Annotated in this window: 21 protein-coding genes; 11 read left to right on the top strand and 10 right to left on the bottom strand. The window is 67.0% G+C overall.

Annotated features, from left to right (window positions below; all coding sequences use genetic code 11):
• Positions 1-14: 14 nt before the first annotated feature.
• A complete protein-coding gene (locus G6N09_RS03210; protein WP_083027567.1) occupies positions 15-1,088 on the bottom strand; it encodes a PPE family protein in 1,074 nt (357 codons plus the stop codon).
• A gap of 201 nt (positions 1,089-1,289) precedes the next feature.
• On the opposite strand from G6N09_RS03210, the gene G6N09_RS03205 reads away from it, so the two are divergent.
• Complete coding sequence (locus G6N09_RS03205; protein ID WP_083027566.1) at positions 1,290-2,012, top strand: response regulator transcription factor; 723 nt, start codon at positions 1,290-1,292, stop codon at positions 2,010-2,012.
• On the top strand, positions 2,009-3,436 hold the full coding sequence (locus G6N09_RS03200; protein WP_083027565.1) for a sensor histidine kinase: 1,428 nt from the start codon (positions 2,009-2,011) through the stop codon (positions 3,434-3,436). Before G6N09_RS03205 ends, G6N09_RS03200 begins: the two co-directional genes overlap by 4 nt.
• Here the strand turns inward: G6N09_RS03200 and G6N09_RS03195 are convergent.
• Positions 3,433-4,293: an SDR family oxidoreductase gene (locus G6N09_RS03195; RefSeq protein ID WP_109559006.1), complete on the bottom strand. Its 861-nt coding sequence runs from the start codon at positions 4,291-4,293 to the stop codon at positions 3,433-3,435. The two genes, G6N09_RS03200 and G6N09_RS03195, sit on opposite strands and share 4 nt — an antisense overlap.
• A gap of 240 nt (positions 4,294-4,533) precedes the next feature.
• On the opposite strand from G6N09_RS03195, the gene G6N09_RS03190 reads away from it, so the two are divergent.
• The 3 genes from G6N09_RS03190 to G6N09_RS03180 all read left to right on the top strand — a co-directional run bounded on the left by G6N09_RS03190 (position 4,534) and on the right by G6N09_RS03180 (position 6,024).
• Positions 4,534-5,169 (top strand): TetR/AcrR family transcriptional regulator, encoded by a 636-nt coding sequence (locus tag G6N09_RS03190; RefSeq protein ID WP_109559009.1) that lies wholly within the window; start codon positions 4,534-4,536, stop codon positions 5,167-5,169.
• An 82-nt stretch (positions 5,170-5,251) separates the two neighbouring features.
• Positions 5,252-5,425, top strand: a complete 174-nt coding sequence (locus tag G6N09_RS03185) for a CsbD family protein (RefSeq protein WP_083027563.1) — start codon at positions 5,252-5,254, stop codon at positions 5,423-5,425.
• Between the two features lie 239 nt (positions 5,426-5,664).
• Entirely contained in the window at positions 5,665-6,024 is a 360-nt protein-coding gene (locus G6N09_RS03180; protein ID WP_234807100.1) for an anti-sigma factor antagonist, read from the top strand.
• Between the two features lie 18 nt (positions 6,025-6,042).
• On the opposite strand, the gene G6N09_RS03175 is transcribed toward G6N09_RS03180, so the two are convergent.
• Positions 6,043-6,540 carry an aminoacyl-tRNA deacylase gene (locus G6N09_RS03175; protein ID WP_083027561.1) on the bottom strand — a complete coding sequence of 166 codons (498 nt, stop codon included), beginning with the start codon at positions 6,538-6,540 and terminating at the stop codon, positions 6,043-6,045.
• 200 nt (positions 6,541-6,740) lie between these two features.
• Here G6N09_RS03175 and G6N09_RS03170 point away from each other — a divergent pair, with 200 nt between their 5' ends.
• Together G6N09_RS03170 and rsrA are read left to right on the top strand one after the other, a co-directional pair.
• Complete coding sequence (locus G6N09_RS03170) at positions 6,741-7,403, top strand: sigma-70 family RNA polymerase sigma factor (RefSeq protein ID WP_170309974.1); 663 nt, start codon at positions 6,741-6,743, stop codon at positions 7,401-7,403.
• Positions 7,400-7,711: a mycothiol system anti-sigma-R factor gene (gene rsrA / locus G6N09_RS03165; protein ID WP_083027559.1), complete on the top strand. Its 312-nt coding sequence runs from the start codon at positions 7,400-7,402 to the stop codon at positions 7,709-7,711. The genes G6N09_RS03170 and rsrA overlap by 4 nt, the downstream gene beginning before the upstream one ends.
• A gap of 121 nt (positions 7,712-7,832) precedes the next feature.
• On the opposite strand, the gene G6N09_RS20420 is transcribed toward rsrA, so the two are convergent.
• Entirely contained in the window at positions 7,833-7,922 is a 90-nt protein-coding gene (locus G6N09_RS20420) for a 50S ribosomal protein bL37 (RefSeq protein ID WP_098004059.1), read from the bottom strand.
• 245 nt (positions 7,923-8,167) lie between these two features.
• The gene (locus G6N09_RS03160) at positions 8,168-8,683 is read right to left on the bottom strand and encodes a hypothetical protein (protein ID WP_163752639.1); all 516 of its coding nucleotides are present in this window, start codon (positions 8,681-8,683) and stop codon (positions 8,168-8,170) included.
• A 262-nt stretch (positions 8,684-8,945) separates the two neighbouring features.
• On the opposite strand from G6N09_RS03160, the gene G6N09_RS03155 reads away from it, so the two are divergent.
• Both G6N09_RS03155 and G6N09_RS03150 read left to right on the top strand, forming a co-directional pair.
• A complete protein-coding gene (locus G6N09_RS03155; protein ID WP_083027587.1) occupies positions 8,946-9,161 on the top strand; it encodes a biotin/lipoyl-binding carrier protein in 216 nt (71 codons plus the stop codon).
• Between the two features lie 32 nt (positions 9,162-9,193).
• Positions 9,194-10,690, top strand: a complete 1,497-nt coding sequence (locus G6N09_RS03150) for a two-component system sensor histidine kinase PdtaS (protein ID WP_083027557.1) — start codon at positions 9,194-9,196, stop codon at positions 10,688-10,690.
• A 73-nt stretch (positions 10,691-10,763) separates the two neighbouring features.
• Here the strand turns inward: G6N09_RS03150 and G6N09_RS03145 are convergent, their stop codons facing one another.
• Complete coding sequence (locus tag G6N09_RS03145; RefSeq protein WP_024443658.1) at positions 10,764-11,018, bottom strand: WhiB family transcriptional regulator; 255 nt, start codon at positions 11,016-11,018, stop codon at positions 10,764-10,766.
• 252 nt (positions 11,019-11,270) lie between these two features.
• A complete protein-coding gene (locus G6N09_RS03140; protein ID WP_083027556.1) occupies positions 11,271-12,233 on the bottom strand; it encodes a diacylglycerol/lipid kinase family protein in 963 nt (320 codons plus the stop codon).
• A gap of 39 nt (positions 12,234-12,272) precedes the next feature.
• Here G6N09_RS03140 and G6N09_RS03135 point away from each other — a divergent pair, with 39 nt between their 5' ends.
• Positions 12,273-12,665, top strand: coding sequence for a hypothetical protein (locus tag G6N09_RS03135; protein ID WP_083027555.1), 393 nt, complete (start codon positions 12,273-12,275; stop codon positions 12,663-12,665).
• Here G6N09_RS03135 and G6N09_RS03130 read toward each other — a convergent pair.
• Both G6N09_RS03130 and G6N09_RS03125 read right to left on the bottom strand, forming a co-directional pair.
• Positions 12,625-13,752: an isochorismate synthase gene (locus G6N09_RS03130; RefSeq protein ID WP_083027554.1), complete on the bottom strand. Its 1,128-nt coding sequence runs from the start codon at positions 13,750-13,752 to the stop codon at positions 12,625-12,627. The two genes, G6N09_RS03135 and G6N09_RS03130, sit on opposite strands and share 41 nt — an antisense overlap.
• Entirely contained in the window at positions 13,749-14,354 is a 606-nt protein-coding gene (locus G6N09_RS03125; protein ID WP_083027553.1) for an acid phosphatase, read from the bottom strand. The genes G6N09_RS03130 and G6N09_RS03125 overlap by 4 nt, the downstream gene beginning before the upstream one ends.
• Positions 14,355-14,441: 87 nt before the next feature.
• On the opposite strand from G6N09_RS03125, the gene G6N09_RS03120 reads away from it, so the two are divergent.
• A complete protein-coding gene (locus G6N09_RS03120; RefSeq protein ID WP_109559005.1) occupies positions 14,442-15,233 on the top strand; it encodes a ParA family protein in 792 nt (263 codons plus the stop codon).
• Between the two features lie 29 nt (positions 15,234-15,262).
• Here the strand turns inward: G6N09_RS03120 and G6N09_RS03115 are convergent, their stop codons facing one another.
• Positions 15,263-16,498, bottom strand: a complete 1,236-nt coding sequence (locus tag G6N09_RS03115) for an Rv3212 family protein (protein ID WP_083027551.1) — start codon at positions 16,496-16,498, stop codon at positions 15,263-15,265.
• Positions 16,499-16,507 lie beyond the last annotated feature (9 nt).

Genomic DNA, 16,507 nt, shown 5'->3' with positions numbered 1-16,507 from the left:
GACGGTGCCGGCAACTACCGACCGTGCAGGCGCCGCTTTGTCCGAGTGCGCTCTTCATCGGAGAGGATTCTCGTATCCCGTGGGTCGGCAAGTTCCCGTAGCTCTCCCAAGATGCGTGGGACGGCCCCCTTCGGCGGCCGTGCCGCCTGCTTCTTCGGTTGCTCGGATCGGCCGCGCTGTCTGACGATTGCGCGGGGTGATCCATTCGAGGGTGGTTTCGGGCCGGCGGAGGCACCGCGAACCCGACGAAAACCGGCGGTGGCCCGGCTGGCCGGGCCGAGGGCGACCAGGGGTAGTGCAGTGGTCCCGGCGGCGGCCCGCAATACGGTGTCTGCGGCGATCGACACCGCCCGGCCGATCACCCTGGCCGGGACTGCCGTTGCCCAAGACTGCGGGACCGACAGCCCATTGAGGGTGGCCGCCACGCCCAGTTCGGCGCCCACCGAAGCCGACGCGGGGGAGGCGGCGACCTCGAGCAACAGCGTGTCCTCGATCTTGCCGACAGTGCTCAGGTCGACACCGAAAGCTGCGGCCGGGTCCATGGCAAGCGTGCCGAACGGGCTGGAGGCCGGCGTCGAGATCGTGGTGTGTGGGGGCTGGGTAAAGGGGTGCAGCCCGGCCGCGGCAGTCGACGAGACGTAGTAGCCGTACATGGCCATGGCATCGCGGGCCCACATGTCGGCGTACTGGGCGTCGGTGGCCGCGATCGCTGCGGTGTTGTGGCCCAGGAAATTGTTGGCCACCAGCGATTTCAGCTGAGCGCGGTTGGCAGTGACCAGTGCGGGTGGCACGGTCATGACGAAGGCGGTGTCGTAGGCGGCGGCTGCGGAACGGGCCGCCGATGCCGCGCGTCCGGCTTGGGCTGCGGTGGTATGCAGCCACTGGGCGTACGCCGCCGCAGCGGCAGTCATCGGTCCGACCCGGTCGTCGGACAGCTCGTCGATCATCGCGTCGTAGGCCAGGCCCATGCTGGTGAGTTCGGCGGCCAGAGCCTTCCAAGCCGAGGCTGCAGCCATCAGTGGCTGGGCACCCGCGCCGGAATACATCCGGCTTGAATTGACATCGGGCGGCAGCATTGCGAAATCCATTGTCAGACAATCCTGTTGGTGTTAGGCGTCATTGTCTCTCCGGAAGGCCCCGGTGTCCGCAGATGCGACGGGGTGTCGAGTGCACTCGGTTCCGGCGACCCTAGCCAGCCAACTTGAAGCGAACCTGAAGAGGCGATCGCGAGCGAGGAACGCGCTCAGCCGGATCTGCCCATAGCAGCGCGACGGTGTTATCAATGGACCATGGCAAATTCCCGGCCCGCCCAACCTCGCGGCGGTACGCCTTTCAGCGTGGGGCTGCCACGTGTCTTGGTGGTGGAGGATTCCGAGACCATCCGCGAGATGGTCAGTGAGGCGCTCTCGGATGCCGGATATCTGACCGACACCCAGCCCGATGGTGAGGGCTTGGAGGAGGTGCTGGATGGATTCCGGCCGGACCTGGTGGTGCTTGACGTCATGTTGCCGGGCCGCGACGGTTTTGCGCTGATGGATGTGGTGCTGCGCTGGGGTGCGGTCGGCGTGGTGTTGCTGACCGCGCGGGACGGCTTGCCTGACCGGCTGCGCGGTCTTGACGGGGGCGCCGACGACTACGTGGTCAAGCCGTTCGAGCTCGCCGAGCTGGTGTCCAGGGTTGGCGCCGTGCTGCGCCGGCGGGGCCGGTTGCCGGCAGCCGTGCAGTTCGGAGACCTGATGGTCGACGTCGATGCCGGGGTCGCCGCGAGGTCAGGGACGCCACTGGGCCTGACCGCCACCGAACTGAAGATATTGGTCTACCTGGTCGAACAACGTGGCCGCATTGTCAGCAGTGCCCAGATTCTCAACGCGGTGTGGGGATATGAGGCCTACGACCCCAACCTGGTTCAAGTCCACATCAGCGGGCTGCGTCAGAAGCTCGAGTCGCATGGTCCGCGGATCCTGCATACGGTTCGCGGGATCGGGTACCGACTGGAACTGTCGGCGCGATGACCACAACGCCTTCGCTGCGGCGCCGACTGACGGTGCTGGTCTTGGCTCTACTCGCGGTGCTGATGGTGGCCATGGGGCTGGTGATCAACACCAGCTTGGGTGCGCTTGCCAATCGCAGCGTGCATGAACGGTTGGCGGCTTCGCAGGCCCGAGCGGACTCCCTCGTGGCACTGGGGATCTCTGCCGAGCAATTGGCCGATCACCTCAATGGCGGCATCTTCGGCGCGCTTGTCGTCACCGCCGACGGCGAAACCTTCGGTGATCCCGCGATCGATCCCGACGCGACCACCGGCGCGAAGGTCTCGGCCCCGCTGTTGGAGCCCGGTGACTCCCAGGCGGTATTGGTGCACCCGTTGGCCAATGGTGACAGGGTGATTCTGACCGTCGACACGACCGAGTCCGACGAGACACTGCTCAGGTTGCGGCGCCTGATGATCGCAGCGGGCCTGGGGACTTTGGTGCTCGCTGCCATCCTGCTGGCCGGCGGGAGTCGTGTTCTGCTCGCACCGCTGGACCGGCTCACCGACCTTGCCCGTGACATCACCACGGGCGATCGCGGCCGCCGATTGCGCCCCGATCGCCCCAAGACCGAACTGGGCAGGGCGGCAGAAGCTTTCGATGACATGCTTGATGAGTTGGAGGCCTCCGAGAAGCGTGCCTACCTTGCGGCGCAAGGGGCACAGCGAGCGGAGGCCGCGGTGCGACGGTTCCTCGCCGACGCCGCCCATGAGCTGCGCACCCCGATCGCGGGGATGCAGGCCGCCGCGGAGCAGATCGCCGGCAATGTCAGCCAGCACGTCGGTACGGCAGCGAGCGACGATGCGATCGAAGCTGACGTGCTCCGTCAGCACCGCCGGGCCAGTCTGCTGTTGACCGAGGCGCGGCGCGCCACCCGGCTGGTGACCGACATGCTGGACTTGAGCTACATCGATGCGGGACTGCCACTGGAGCTCAAGGACACCGACCTGATCGGGATCGTCGATCATCAACTGGATCGGGCAGCGCTGCTTGCTCCAAAGCTGCGCCTGGTGCGTACCGGCGTAGACGCGGTGGCCGTTCGGGTCGACCCCACGAGGGTCGCGCAGATTCTGTCCAATCTGCTCGACAACGCGCGCCGTCACACCCTGCCCGATGGGCAGATCACCGTGGATGTCCGAATCGACGAGGGCGTCGGCAACGACAGCGTCGCGGTGGTGGTCACCGACACCGGCATCGGCGTTCGCGACGAGGATGCGGAGCGCATTTTTGATCGGCTGGTACGGCTAGACAGCGCCCGCGGCCGTGACCACGGTGGTGCCGGGCTAGGTCTGCCGATCGCCCGGGCACTTGCCGTCGCGCACGGCGGGACGCTGACCTGCGTGCCCCACCAAGGTGGTGCCTGCTTCCGGCTGGTGATTCCCGGGGTGGCGGCCCACCCAAGCTAGGGCTGTACGTATCCAGGCGGGTTGACGGTGTCGACCCACAGGTCCACGCCCAAGTCGCTGCCGGGAACACAGTCATAGACCGACAGATCGGTGACACCGGAGTCCACCAGCACGTCCTCGCAGAGCAGGGAGTTGCCGGTGTATTCGCGGGCCGGCTTGGTCACAATCGCGTAAGCGGCATCGGCGTAGACCTCAGGTGTTCGGGACCGGGCCATCGCCTCGTCCCCACCGAGCAGGTTCTGAACCGCGGCGGTCGCGATCATGGTGCGCGGCCACAGGGTGTTGGAGGCTATCCCGTGTCCGCGGAGTTCCTCGGCCATGCCCAGTGCGCACAGCGTCATTCCGAACTTGGCCATCATGTAGGCGGTGGGTTTGAGCCATTGCGCTTCCAACCGGATCGGCGGGGACAGCGTCAGGATGTGGGGGTTGTCCCGGCCGATCATGTGCGGGATGCAGGCCTGCGACACCGCGTAGGTACCGCGCACCTCGATGCCGTTCATCAGGTCGAAGCGCTTGAGCGGTACCTCGAGGATCGACCCGAGATTGATCGCCGAGGCATTGTTCACACAGATGTCGATGCCGCCGAAGCGTTCGACGGTGGTGGCCACAGCACCTGCCACAGACTCGCCGTCCCGGATGTCACCGACGATAGGCAGGGCCTGTCCTCCCGCCTCCTCGATCTCGGCGGCCGCGGTGTAAATGGTGCCGTCGAGCTTGGGGTGCGGTTCGGCGGTCTTGGCGATCAGCGCGATATTGGCGCCGTCGGCGGCTGCGCGTTTGGCGATCGCCAACCCGATACCGCGGCTGGCTCCCGAGATGAACATGGTCTTGCCTGCGAGGGGTCCTGGGTTTGGCATGGGTGTCACCCTATGCCTGCGATGCCTGCGATGCCTGCGATGCCTGCGATGTCCGGCGGGCGCTCGGCAGACCCGGAGCTTTTGTCTCTGCAACCGGGCTTACGACGTAAACTAGGGCGCCAGTCGCCACGTCGAGCGCAAAGAACGCGGAGAAGAGGTGATCTGGTGGACCCCGAGGTGGACGCTCCGGCTGACGGCGCGCGTCCTTCGCTGCAGTTGAGCCGTGACGGGATCCTGGAGATGGCCATCGCGTTCATCGACGAGCACGGCCTGGCGAAGCTGACCATGCGCAGGTTGGGCGCCGCCTGCGGGGTCGAGGCGATGGCGCTCTACCGCTATGTGCACGGGCGCGGCGATTTGTTGACCGGCGTCGTCGACCACATCATCGAGCGGCTTTACAGCGATCAACTTGCCGCGCGGCGACAAGAGGACGGTTGGCAGGATTACTTGATGCGCTTGGCTCACGGTGTGCGCCAGATTGCGCTCGACCATCCCGAGGTCTTTCCGCTGGTCGCCACCCAGGCCCCGGATGCCCCGTGGGTCCGCCCGCCGCTGCGCAGCCTGCGCTGGATGGAAAGCTTTCTCGACACGTTGATCTCCTACGGATTCGATGACATCGCGGCGGTGGCCGCCTACCGCTCCTACACCACGTTCCTGATCGGTCACCTGCTGTTGGAAGTCTCCGCGCACGGGGCTGAACTGCATCCTGACGAGGCGCTTCTTGACGACACCGACCGGTCCGGTCGCGATCTGACGGATTATCGACATCTGCACCGTCTGCAACCGATGCTGTCCCAAGACCACAGCACCGCCGAGTTCGAAGAAGCCCTGGAAGCCATGCTCGACCGGCTTGAGCTGCTGCTTGCGCGGCACTGAGACGCCTCGTGGACGTGTTTACGTCGTAAATGCCATGGGTATGTCCCCGGTCGCAAGAGTTGCACCAGGGAGGAGCTTCACGATGGGGCTGGCAGATAAGGCCAAGAACGTTGCGCAGGACGCCAAGGGCAAGGCCAAAGAGGTGGTCGGTGACGTCACCGGCAATGACAGTCTGCGTAACGAGGGCAAGGCTGATCAGGGCAAGTCCAGCCTGAAGCAGGCCGGCGAGAACATCAAGGACGCGTTCAGGGACTGAGCGGTCAGCGACGCGCCCCGCCCGGGCCTGCTCGGGCGGGGCGCGTTGTGCGTCCAGCCAGATTCGGGTTTACAACGTAAACAAACCGGCGTAGTTTCGGTCGCATGCCGTTCGGTTTACGTCGTAAACGTGCCCGCTGTGCTCTCGGCGCGTCGGTGGCTGCCAGCTCCAGCCTCGCCGGCCCCGGTCTCTCGTGCAGCATCGGGACGAGCTATCCGGGGGAACGTCTGGGTGCTGTCGTGGAACGCGATGGCACGGCGTTGCTGGTGCACGCCGGCGGCAGCGTCGATGCCTCCAACGTTGCGCTCTGGCGCCGGTTGATTGCCGAGGCGGCAACGGCGACCGTGGCTCCGGGTCCGCTGGTCATCGACGCCAAGGCTCTCGAATTCATGGCTGTCTGCGCGTTCGCGGTGCTGGTCGATGAAGCGGCCCGATGCCGTGTCCGCGGCATCATGCTGTATCTGGTCAGCGATCAGCCGGTGGTCACGCGGGTGGTGAACGCGGCAGGGCTCGACTCCGAGCTGTCGCTGGCCGCGAACATCGACGAAGCGCTCGGGCGCGTGCCGCGTCGTGACCCCGGGCCGGTTCTGGGCGGCTGAACGGGCCGGGGCGCGCGGTCAGTGGGCCTGAACGTCGGCGGTCAACGCAGCCGTCAAGCGGATCAGATCCGCGGGCGCCAACGCCACGTCGCAGCCGCGTTGCCCCGCGCTACAGAGCACCCGATCGAAGTCGAGAGCCGAAGCGTCCACCACCGTCGGCAGGGCTTTGCGCTGCCCCAGCGGTGAGATACCGCCCAACACGTAGCCGGTCGATCTTTGCGCCGCCATGGGGTCGGCCATGGTCACCTTGGGCACGCCGAGCGCTGCGGCAACCGCCTTCAGTGACAGCTTCGCCGGCACCGGCAGCACCGCGACCCCCAGGCCCCGCGGGAGGGCGACGATCAATGTCTTGAAGATCTGTTCGGGTCGCACACCGGCCGGGCCGGCGTCGGCCAGCTGTTCAACGGCCTCTGCTCCGAACGACTGTCGATCTGGATCATGTCGGTAGCGCAGCACTTCGTGGGGGACCTGTGCGGCGATCAATGCAGCGATAGCCGGGGTTGCCGCGCGACTCACCGGGTAAGGATACGGCGGGAATTACCTCGGTGGCCGACGCTGTTGACTAGGGCAGTTGCGTGGTCGCTGCATACGGGCGGTGATCGCGGTCCTAGGATCGGGAAGGAGTCCGGGTGTCAGCGACAATCGATCTGCTGGAAGTCGAGCCCATGGCTGGACGGGTTGCGGGCACCGCGACAGAAGGGACTGCGGCGATCGAGATGGCTGACGGCGAGAGTGGTATCGGGTCTAAGGCTTCTGCTGAATCCACGGGCCCTGTCCGGTCTGATGAGACCGATCAGCAGCTGACCGCGCGGTTCGAACGAGACGCGATCCCGCTGCTCGATCAGCTCTATGGTGGCGCGTTGCGCATGACGCGCAATCCCGCCGATGCCGAAGATCTGTTGCAGGAGACCATGGTCAAGGCCTACGCCGGATTTCGCTCGTTTCGGGAGGGCACCAACCTCAAGGCGTGGCTGTACCGCATTCTGACCAACACCTACATCAACGGCTACCGCAAGAAGCAGCGTCAGCCTGCCGAGTACCCGACCGATGAGATCACCGACTGGCAGCTGGCGGCCACCGCCGAGCATTCGTCGACCGGTCTTCGCTCGGCGGAGGTCGAGGCTTTGGAATCGTTGCCCGACACCGAGATCAAAGAGGCGCTGCAGCAGCTGCCCGAAGAGTTCCGGATGGCGGTGTACTACGCCGACGTCGAAGGATTCCCGTACAAGGAGATCGCCGAGATCATGGATACGCCGATCGGCACAGTGATGTCGCGCCTGCACCGCGGAAGACGCCAGTTGCGAAGTCTGCTGGCCGATGTCGCCCGCGACCGTGGATTTATCCGCGACGGGCAGGAATCCGAGGAGGTGTCGTCGTGACCGAGCACCCGCAGGACTGCAACACGTCCCCCGCGGCCGGCGGATCCCACGCCGACTGCTCAGAGGTGATCGCCGAGGTGTGGACGCTGCTCGACGGCGAATGCACCGCCGAGACCAAGGCCAAGCTGCGCCAGCACCTCGAAGAGTGCCCGGGTTGTCTGCGGCACTATGGGGTGGAGGAGCAGATCAAGACGCTGATCGCCCGCAAGTGCAGTGGTGACAAGGCGCCGCGGCATCTGTACGAACGGGTGCGGCTGGAGATCAGCCGCACCACCATTGTTCACGGGACGTTCCCCGCGGGCGAGTAGATCACGTCCGATGAAGAAACCGCCCGGGCTCGACGAGCCTGGGCGGTTTGGGTAGAGCTTCACACCTTGCGGACAGTCCAGCCCTCGGCGGGCCGAGGTTGAGTGGCTGGGTCGGCCAGGTTTATACGGACTTCGAGCCGGCGTTGGGCCGCTTGCCGTGGTTTGCCTTGCTGTGCTTGCGGTCGCGCTTCTTGCGGCCTCGCTTGGCCATGGTGGCTCCTCCTAGCAGATCTTCTGACTGACCAGTCTCTCACACGACGGGGTGTGGCAATAATCGCGCGCGGATGACCGGTCTGCCTGGGCGGAAAAATGGCGGTAAACCGGCCATCTGCGGATTGAAGCCGTCGCCACACCGGGCTTTGACTCGAGGTGTTGGACGCGGTCGTTGCGGCGCAACACTGATGACTTGGCCGGTGTAGCCGGCCGTCGGGCGAATCCGACGGCCGACTCACCGCCTTAGTGCACCGAGAAGTTCCGAGCGCCTGCCAGGGTCTGCGGAACCAGGGCCGGAGGCGTCGCCGGGGCGGGCGGGGTCTCCAGGGCAGGCCCTGCGGACATGGGCGCACCAGGCGGCGTCAGCGCACTGACATCGGTGGGCATGATCGACCCCACGCCGGGGACGACGCGGTTGAGCATGCCATTCAACGCCTGCAGGAATGAGTTCGCGGCGTTCACGCCGGCTGAGGAGCCTCCGACGGCAGATCCGGGTACGCCCAGGGGGCTGGGGGCGCCGAGTGCGCCGGGTACGCCCAGCGGGCTGGGGGCGCCGAGTGCGCCGGGTACGCCCAGCGGGCTGGGGGCGCCGAGGGGGGCCGGGGAGCTGATCGGAGCCGGAATCGGCATCTGGTCATCAATCAGGGCTGGGGCTGCCTTGGCGGAGGCGACGCCGAACCCCAGCGTTGCCAGCGCCATCGCGCCGGCGCACACCAGGGTCAGCCGGACACGGGGCTGTGTAAGACGGTTTACAGACAACGCGGTACTCCTCAAGTTCGATGTCGACTTGTGCCGCGTCACGGCGGTTTCGTCACGCGTTAAAAACACTCGAGTAACGGTGCTATGCAATTGTCACAGCAGAAACACGACATGATCACAGATCGAACTCTCTAAGTCCTCTTAATTATCTTGGAGTTCACTTACCCGAGCGCCGTGCTCAACCGCCGGCGGGCTTGTGGTTCGATAGGTCCAAGCTTTTTGGGCTTATGCAATCGTTGGCAGGGTGATGAACGAGGTGAAGATGGCCGAGGACGTTCGCGCGGAGATCGTGGCCAGCGTGCTCGAAGTCGTGGTCCACGAGGGCGACCTGATCAACGAAGGTGACACCGTGGTGTTGCTGGAGTCGATGAAGATGGAGATCCCGGTGCTGGCTGAGACTGCGGGGACCATCAGCGAGGTGGCCGTGCAGGTCGGTGACGTGATCCAGGCCGGCGACCTCATCGCCGTGATCAGCTGAACGCAGCCGGTCGCAACGGCGTCATCTGACCGATGTCCACTCTCGGCGATCTGCTAGCCGAACACACCGTATTGCCCGGTAGCGCGGTGGACCACCTGCATGCCGTGGTGGGGGAGTGGCAGCTGCTGGCGGACTTGTCGTTCGCCGACTACTTGATGTGGGTGCGCCGCGACCCCGACGTCGATGGCGCGCTGGTATGCGTGGCGCAGTGCCGGCCCAACACCGCCCCCACGGTGTTGCTCAGCGACGCTGTGGGAACGGTCGCCGTGCAGGACTCGATGCCGTTAGCGGTCGCGGCATTCGAGTCGGGAAAGATTTGGCGGGAAGGTTCCGAAGGCGCTGCTGGACAACGCAACATGGAAGCTGTGCCGATTCGGCATGGTGACCGGATCGTGGCAGTGCTGACCCATCAGACCGCACTGACGGGCGGCCGGGCATCCAGCCGGCTGGAAGCGGCCTACCTGGATTGCGCGGCCGATCTGCTGCACATGCTGTCTGAGGGCACCTTCCCCGATGTCGGCGACATCGCCGTGTCGCGTTCCAGCCCGCGAGTCGGCGACGGATTCATCCGGCTGGCCGTCGACGGCACCGTGCGCTACGCCAGCCCCAACGCGGTGTCGGCCTACCACCGGATGGGCTTGGCCGCCGAGCTGGCCGGCCACGACCTGGTCGCCGTCACCCGGCCCCTGATCTCCGACCCGTTCGAGGCGCACGAATTGGCCGAACACGTGCGGGAGTCGCTGTCGGGGGGAGCGAGCATGCGGTTCGAGGTGGACGCCGCCGGCGCGGTGGTCCTGCTGCGCACCCTGCCCCTGATCGTCCACGGCCAACCTGCGGGGGCGGCCATACTGGTTCGCGATGTCACCGAGGTGAAGCGACGCGACCGCGCGCTGCTGTCCAAGGACGCCACGATCCGCGAGATCCATCACCGCGTGAAGAACAACCTGCAGACCGTGGCGGCGTTGCTGCGTCTGCAGGCGCGCCGCACGGCCAGCACCGAAGGGCGCGAGGCGCTGTTGGAGTCGGTGCGACGGGTGTCCTCGATCGCGCTGGTCCACGACGCACTGTCGATGTCGGTCGACGAGGTGGTAAACCTCGACAAGGTTGTCGACCGCATCCTGCCGATGATGAATGACGTTGCCAGCGTCGATATCCCGATCCATGTCGCGCGCGACGGATCGATCGGATCGCTTGATGCCGATCGGGCCACCGCGCTGATCATGGTGATCACCGAACTCGTGCAGAACGCGATCGAGCACGCTTTCTCCGCGGACGCCGATCGGCGCGCCGTCACGATACGTGCGGAACGCTCGGCGCGTTGGCTCGACGTTGTGGTCCACGACGACGGCCACGGGCTGCCGGAGGGATTTCGCCTGGAAACCTCTGACCAGCTCGGCTTGCAGATCGTCAACACGCTGGTGTCGGCGGACCTCAATGGCACGTTGACCGCACAGGACGCGCCAGGTGGGGGGACCGAGATGGTGCTGCGCATTCCGGTCGGGGGGCGCCGGCTCCGTCAGGCGTTGTGAGGCGCTGACCAGTCCCGACACAAAACGACGCGGCCCCGACCAAAGTCGGGGCCGCGTCGTTTTCTCGGCGGGATTAGACCCCGCTGCGGGCCCGGGTGCGGGCGTTGCGGCGCTTGAGTGCGCGGCGCTCGTCCTCGCTCATGCCGCCCCACACGCCGGCGTCCTGGCCGGTCTCCAGCGCCCAGGTCAGGCACTCGGTCACTACCGAGCAACGGGTGCAGACCTGCTTAGCGGAAGCAATCTGGGCGAGAGCCGGCCCACTGTTTCCCACCGGGAAGAACAGCTCCGGGTCCTCGTCGCGACAGACCGCCTTGTGGCGCCAATCCATGGCTTCCAACTCCTTACTTTGCGCGCAGCGTTGCGCTAGTGCTTTTCGTCTGTGTATAAGCGGCGCAAGAAATCAATACGGCTTGCATCCGATCGCTCGATCGTGTCACAGCCTGGACAGATGTCAAGGGTGCGCTTTATCACGTGGTCAACGTCACGTTTGCGCGGGGCTGCTCCGAGCGTGCCCGCGGGCGTGTACTACAGTGGGCTTAACTGTGCGCTCATTGACCGATTTGGGCGATATCTCCGCAGGTCAGCGGGATTTATTTGCCGGTGGGGCGACCACGCTCAATGCATCAGGGACGGCCCGGAACGTCATTGTGGTACGCAGGCCCAGATATTCGCCATCAATCTGCGTCGCTATCGGTGTGTCGCCCGCATCCACGTGCAGTGTGGCCACGTCGTCGTTGCGGATCAGCTGCTTGGCGCGCAGCTTCGGTCGTTTCGCCAGCATCTGCCGAACTAGCCTCAGTGTGGGTAGAACTTTCATGCTGGTGGTCGCGAATACGCCCATTCCCGACTCGAAGGTGGTGTCGGGGTTGGTCCACACGCTCCGGTCGTCGGCATAGGTCCACGGCGCGCAGTTCGAGACAAAGACGAGATGCACCCCGTCGACGGGCGGGTCGTCGCCCATGTGCAGCGTCAGCGTCGGTGGCCGGCGGGCGGTGGCCAGCACCGCAGGGACCGCGGCCCGGATATAGCGCAGCGGGGTGACGACGTGGCCCTTCTCCCGTTCGGCCTCCACCGCGGCCACCACCTCGCCGTCGACGCCCATGCCCGCGTTGAGTACCGACCACCGTTCGCCGCAGTCGATGAGACCGATCCGGCGCCAGGCGGGCCCGCCCGGCGGATTGATCAACTCGATGAGCTGGTTGGTGGCGGCGATCGGGTCGGCCGCGATCCCGAGCGAGCGGGCGAAGACGTTGGCCGACCCGCCGGGCACCACCGCCACCGCCGGCAGATTCGCCGGCGGCCGCGCGCCGGGCGCCCCGAGCATGCCGTTGACCAGACCGTGCACGGTCCCATCGCCGCCGTGCGCGATCACCAGGTCGACACCGTCACGGCATGCGGCCTGACCGATCTCGTTGGCGTGACCGTGATAGTCGGTGTGCACCACGGTCAGGTCGAGGCGACTTTTGAGCGCGTGAGCGAGGAGATCTCGGCCCGCGGGCGTGGTGGACGTGGCATTGGGGTTGACGATCAGCACGGCACGCACGACTGACGAGTCTATGGGAAGGGTGGTTACGCTGGCGGCGTGAAAGCCGTCGCTGACCCACCGCGCGCCGTATTCGGCGCGGGCCTGATCGTTGCAGTGCAGGGCGCGGCCGCGTGGCTGGTTGCGGCAATCCTGGTGGTGAGGGCCTTGGCCGGTGCCGATCAAGAGGCCGCCAACGGTTATGGAACCGCGGCGTGGTTTGCCTTGGTCGGAGCCGCGGTCTCGGCGGCCGGGTGGGCGCTGCTGCGGGGCCGGCGGTTCGGGCGCGGCATTGCGGTGTTTGCCAATCTGCTGCTGTTGCCGGTCGCCTGGTACCTGGGCGTGGGCTCGCAACGCTGGGGATACGGCGTGGCGGTCGGTGTGGTCGCGGTGGCAGTCCTGGCGGCCTTGTTCAGTCCGGCAGCGCTGCGTTGGGCCGAGCAACGCCCATAGCCGACAGGATCGTGCCGAACTTCGTCACGGTTTCGGCCAGTTCTTCGTCCGGATCGGATTCGGCGACTATTCCACCGCCGGCGTGCGCCAGTGCGGATCGGCGGTCGGCGGACAGCTGCGCACAGCGGATCGCCACCACCCATCGGCCGTCGCCGGCTGCGTCGCACCAGCCGACCGCGCCGGCGTAGAAGCCCCGGTCGTCTTCCACCTCGGTGATGAGTTCCACCGCAGCTGCGGTCGGTACCCCGCCCACGGCGGCTGTCGGGTGCAAAGCCAGTGCCAGATCCAGTGCGGTGGTGGCAGTTTCGCGTAGTCGGCCGGTGATCGGGGTGTTCAGGTGCCATACCGCGGCGGTGCTGCTGAGCAGTGGCTCCGGTGCGACGTCGAGCTCGGCGCACAGCGGTGCGAGCGCGCTGCGGAGCTGGTCGACCACCAACTGGTGCTCATGACGGTCCTTTCCGGACGCGGCCAATGCGGCGGCGTTGGCGGCGTCGACATCGGCGTCGGCCGAGCGCGGGGCCGAACCGGCGAACGGCCGGCAGGTCACCCGGTCGCCGTCGCGCGCGACCAACAGCTCTGGACTGGCGCCCACCAGCATCGTGCCGGCGTACGGGGCCCCGGCGGCGCTCAGGTCGACGAGGTAGCCGTAGCTGCTCGGGTCGGCGGCGACCAACCGGCGCAACAGAGCATCGGCGTCCAGCGGTGCGTCGGCGCTCAAACGCAGTCCGCGAGCCAGCACCACCTTCTGCAGGGTGCTGTGCGGCGCATTCAGCTCCTCCAGCACCCGCCGGATCCTCACGCGGTGCTCTGCGGGTGAGGGAACACGTTCGACGACGCGGACCTCCGGTATGCCGACAATGGGCGCGGGCCGTAGCGAGCGCTCGCGGCGCAGACCACGCGGGACAAACAGTGCCGCGGCAGCGCCCGGACGGAAAGGCAACGCGCCTAACACAATCGGGGCTCGTCCCGCGGACAATGCGGCCTGGGCGTCGGCGACGTCGGCAAAGCCGGCTACCGCCGCCTCGGCCGATATAGTCCCGGCCGGTCCGGAAAGCACGAACGCCGGCGGCGTCCAGGACGGCCTCACCGTCCTGCGGCTTTCGGCCCGGTCAACCCGAGGGCGACGAGCTGGCGCACGCCGTGCTCGAAACCGCAGACGGCTAACGAGGCCACCGGCATTCCAAAGCGTGCTCCCTCGGCCAACGGGAACTCGAGCCAACGGGTGACCACCGCCCGGGAGAAGTGGCCGTGGCTGACGAACACCACGTCACGCGTGGCCAACTGCCGCAACGCCACCGCCACCATCCTGTCGGCGCGATCGCTGACCTGCGCCACTGTCTCGCCGCCGGCACCGCCGTGCGTCCAGATCAGCCAGTCGGATTCGGCGGCGCGGATCTGTGCGGTGGTCAGGCCTTCGTAGCGGCCGTAGTCCCATTCGGCGAGGTCTTCGATCGTCTCATCGACGTGCAGCCCGGCAAGCTCTGCGGTCACCTGCGCGCGTCGTCGCGGGCTGCAGAGCACCAGTGGGTCCTGCAGTGCCAGATCGGCCAGTGGTGCGCTGGCCGCGATGGCCTGGCGCCGGCCCACCTCGGTCAACTCCAGCTCGGTGCGTCCGGTGTGCCGACCGCTTTGGGACCACTCGGTTTCACCGTGGCGCAGCAGCAGAAGTCGGTGCTCCTCGATCCCCACGCCCGTCGATTCTGCCCGACGGCGGACATCGACCCCCGTTTGGTGCTCTAGCCGGGCAAGCCGTGCCAGTATGTCGGTGTGACGGGGATGCGGATCTTGGCGGTTGCCAACCAGAAAGGCGGCGTGGCCAAGACTACGACGGTGGCGTCGCTGGGCGCGGCGATGGCCGAGCTCGGTCGGCGGGTATTGCTGGTCGACCTCGACCCGCAGGGTTGTCTGACGTTCTCGCTGGGGCAGGACCCCGACAAGCTGCCGGTCTCGGTGCACGAAGTGCTGCTCGGTGAGGTGGAGCCGAACGCAGCGCTGGTCCAGACCGAGGAGGGAATGACCCTGCTGCCGGCCAACATCGACCTGGCCGGGGCCGAGGCGATGCTGCTGATGCGGGCCGGCCGGGAATACGCCCTGCAGCGTGCGCTGGCCAAATTGGAAGACCAGTTCGATGTCGCCGTCATCGACTGCCCGCCCTCCCTGGGCGTGTTGACCCTCAACGGACTTACCGCGGCCGGCGAGGTGATCGTGCCCCTGCAATGCGAGACGCTGGCGCATCGCGGCGTCGGCCAGTTCCTGCGTACGGTCAACGACGTTCAGCAGATCACCAATCCGAAGCTGACGTTGTTGGGTGCTTTGCCGACGCTGTATGACTCGCGCACCACCCACAGCCGTGATGTCTTGCTCGACATCGCCGACCGTTATGACCTGCCGGTGCTGGCCCCACCGATCCCGCGTACGGTGCGTTTCGCCGAGGCCAGCGCATCGGGCGCGTCGGTGATCGCCGCGCGTAAGAACAAGGGCGCGCAGGCGTATCGGCAGCTGGCCGAGGCATTACTCAAGTACTGGAAGAGCGGCAAAAAACTGCCGACCTTCACCCCCGAGGTCTGATCAGCAGCGGGTCGCTGCTCTCGAGCGGTTCAGCCCAGTGCCACCACGGTGTCGCCGCGCTGTTCCAGCACCATCGGACCTGACACGGCCGGAAATACCGTGGAAACCCCCGGAGGGCGGCTGACCGGGATGATGCGTTCGGCTGCGCCGGTGGCTTGATCGAAGACTCCGACCCCGTCGGTGACCGGGATCAGCAGGTGATCGGCCATCCGGGCGGCCGGCCCCAGCGGCACCGCGGCACCCGACGCTGCGATGGTGTAGCGGTAGGCCAGGGTCCCGGAGTCGAACACCATGACCGCGTCGCCGGTCCACCAACAGATCAGACCGGTGGGTCGCGATACCGGCAACGCGGCACTGTCGGCGCTGGGATTGCCCGGCAGCAAGGTCTTGGCGATCGTGCTGCCCGTCTGGTCGACAACCTCGACCCGGGGCTGCGGAGTGGGCAGATAGATCGCTGTGTTGGGCCCCGAATCCGAGTCGGTCACCGCGAGCACCCGGGCGCCGGAGTCGGCGGCCACCCCGGGCTGGGGAATGCGCTGGGTCTCCGGGTCGTCTTCCTCTTTGCCCGGACGAAGCAGGGTCAGCTGTAGGTCGGTCTGGCCGGCGCAGGCTTCCAGGACCGAGACCGCCGACGAGGCCGCCGCTGCCGACACCAGGGTGCAGCCCTGGCCACGGCCGCGCGCCGAGGGCTTCACCCTGGCGTCGATCTCGCCATAGGAGAGCACCCGGACCAGGTCCGAACGCCACAATTCCAGGCGGGTGGGACCGGCGGAGAGCACCGCGCTGCCCTCGGAGGTGACCCGCACCGTCGGGTCGGCGTAGCTGGTGCGGGCCGGCCCGCGCAGCCCGGTGGCGGCGACGATCGCACTGGCCTGGCCGCAGCCGCGGGCATCGGGATACACCGCGACGGCGTAGCGATAGATCCAGGTCACCGCGCACAGGTCGACGTCACGGGAATAGCTCCAGCGTTCCTCACCGGTAGCTGGGTCGCGTCCGCTCATTCGCCGGCCATCGCCGGTGATCACTGTCCCCGAGACCAGCACCGGCGCCCAGGTTGCCGGGCTCGCAGCGGTCCATGCCTGTGCCAGTGCCGCAGGCACCATCACGGCCGACGGGGGATTGGTCGCTGAGTCCGATGCAGCCTGGCTGACCGTGGCGCGGGCATCGCTGGTCCACCAGATGGCCACCCCGACGACCACGATCACGACCGCGATCACCGCCGCCGCGACCAGATCGCCGGGGGTGCGGCGCTCGGGTCGCACCACGTCGGCGGC

The organism is Mycolicibacter minnesotensis (assembly GCF_010731755.1).
Lineage (GTDB): Bacteria > Actinomycetota > Actinomycetes > Mycobacteriales > Mycobacteriaceae > Mycobacterium > Mycobacterium minnesotense.
The sequence above is the reverse complement of the archived record's forward strand: the minus strand, read 5'-3'. Positions and strand labels throughout refer to the sequence as shown.

What these genes read in the sequence shown, in the direction of transcription:
- G6N09_RS03210 (WP_083027567.1), bottom strand. Translation starts at nt 1,088, where the DNA reads ATGGATTTCGCAATGCTGCCGCCCGATGTCAATTCAAGCCGGATGTAT.
- G6N09_RS03205 (WP_083027566.1), top strand. Translation starts at nt 1,290, where the DNA reads ATGGCAAATTCCCGGCCCGCCCAACCTCGCGGCGGTACGCCTTTCAGC.
- G6N09_RS03200 (WP_083027565.1), top strand. Translation starts at nt 2,009, where the DNA reads ATGACCACAACGCCTTCGCTGCGGCGCCGACTGACGGTGCTGGTCTTG.
- G6N09_RS03195 (WP_109559006.1), bottom strand. Translation starts at nt 4,293, where the DNA reads ATGCCAAACCCAGGACCCCTCGCAGGCAAGACCATGTTCATCTCGGGA.
- G6N09_RS03190 (WP_109559009.1), top strand. Translation starts at nt 4,534, where the DNA reads ATGGCCATCGCGTTCATCGACGAGCACGGCCTGGCGAAGCTGACCATG.
- G6N09_RS03185 (WP_083027563.1), top strand. Translation starts at nt 5,252, where the DNA reads ATGGGGCTGGCAGATAAGGCCAAGAACGTTGCGCAGGACGCCAAGGGC.
- G6N09_RS03170 (WP_170309974.1), top strand. Translation starts at nt 6,741, where the DNA reads ATGGCTGACGGCGAGAGTGGTATCGGGTCTAAGGCTTCTGCTGAATCC.
- G6N09_RS20420 (WP_098004059.1), bottom strand. Translation starts at nt 7,922, where the DNA reads ATGGCCAAGCGAGGCCGCAAGAAGCGCGACCGCAAGCACAGCAAGGCA.
- G6N09_RS03155 (WP_083027587.1), top strand. Translation starts at nt 8,946, where the DNA reads ATGGCCGAGGACGTTCGCGCGGAGATCGTGGCCAGCGTGCTCGAAGTC.
- G6N09_RS03150 (WP_083027557.1), top strand. Translation starts at nt 9,194, where the DNA reads ATGTCCACTCTCGGCGATCTGCTAGCCGAACACACCGTATTGCCCGGT.
- G6N09_RS03145 (WP_024443658.1), bottom strand. Translation starts at nt 11,018, where the DNA reads ATGGATTGGCGCCACAAGGCGGTCTGTCGCGACGAGGACCCGGAGCTG.
- G6N09_RS03120 (WP_109559005.1), top strand. Translation starts at nt 14,442, where the DNA reads ATGCGGATCTTGGCGGTTGCCAACCAGAAAGGCGGCGTGGCCAAGACT.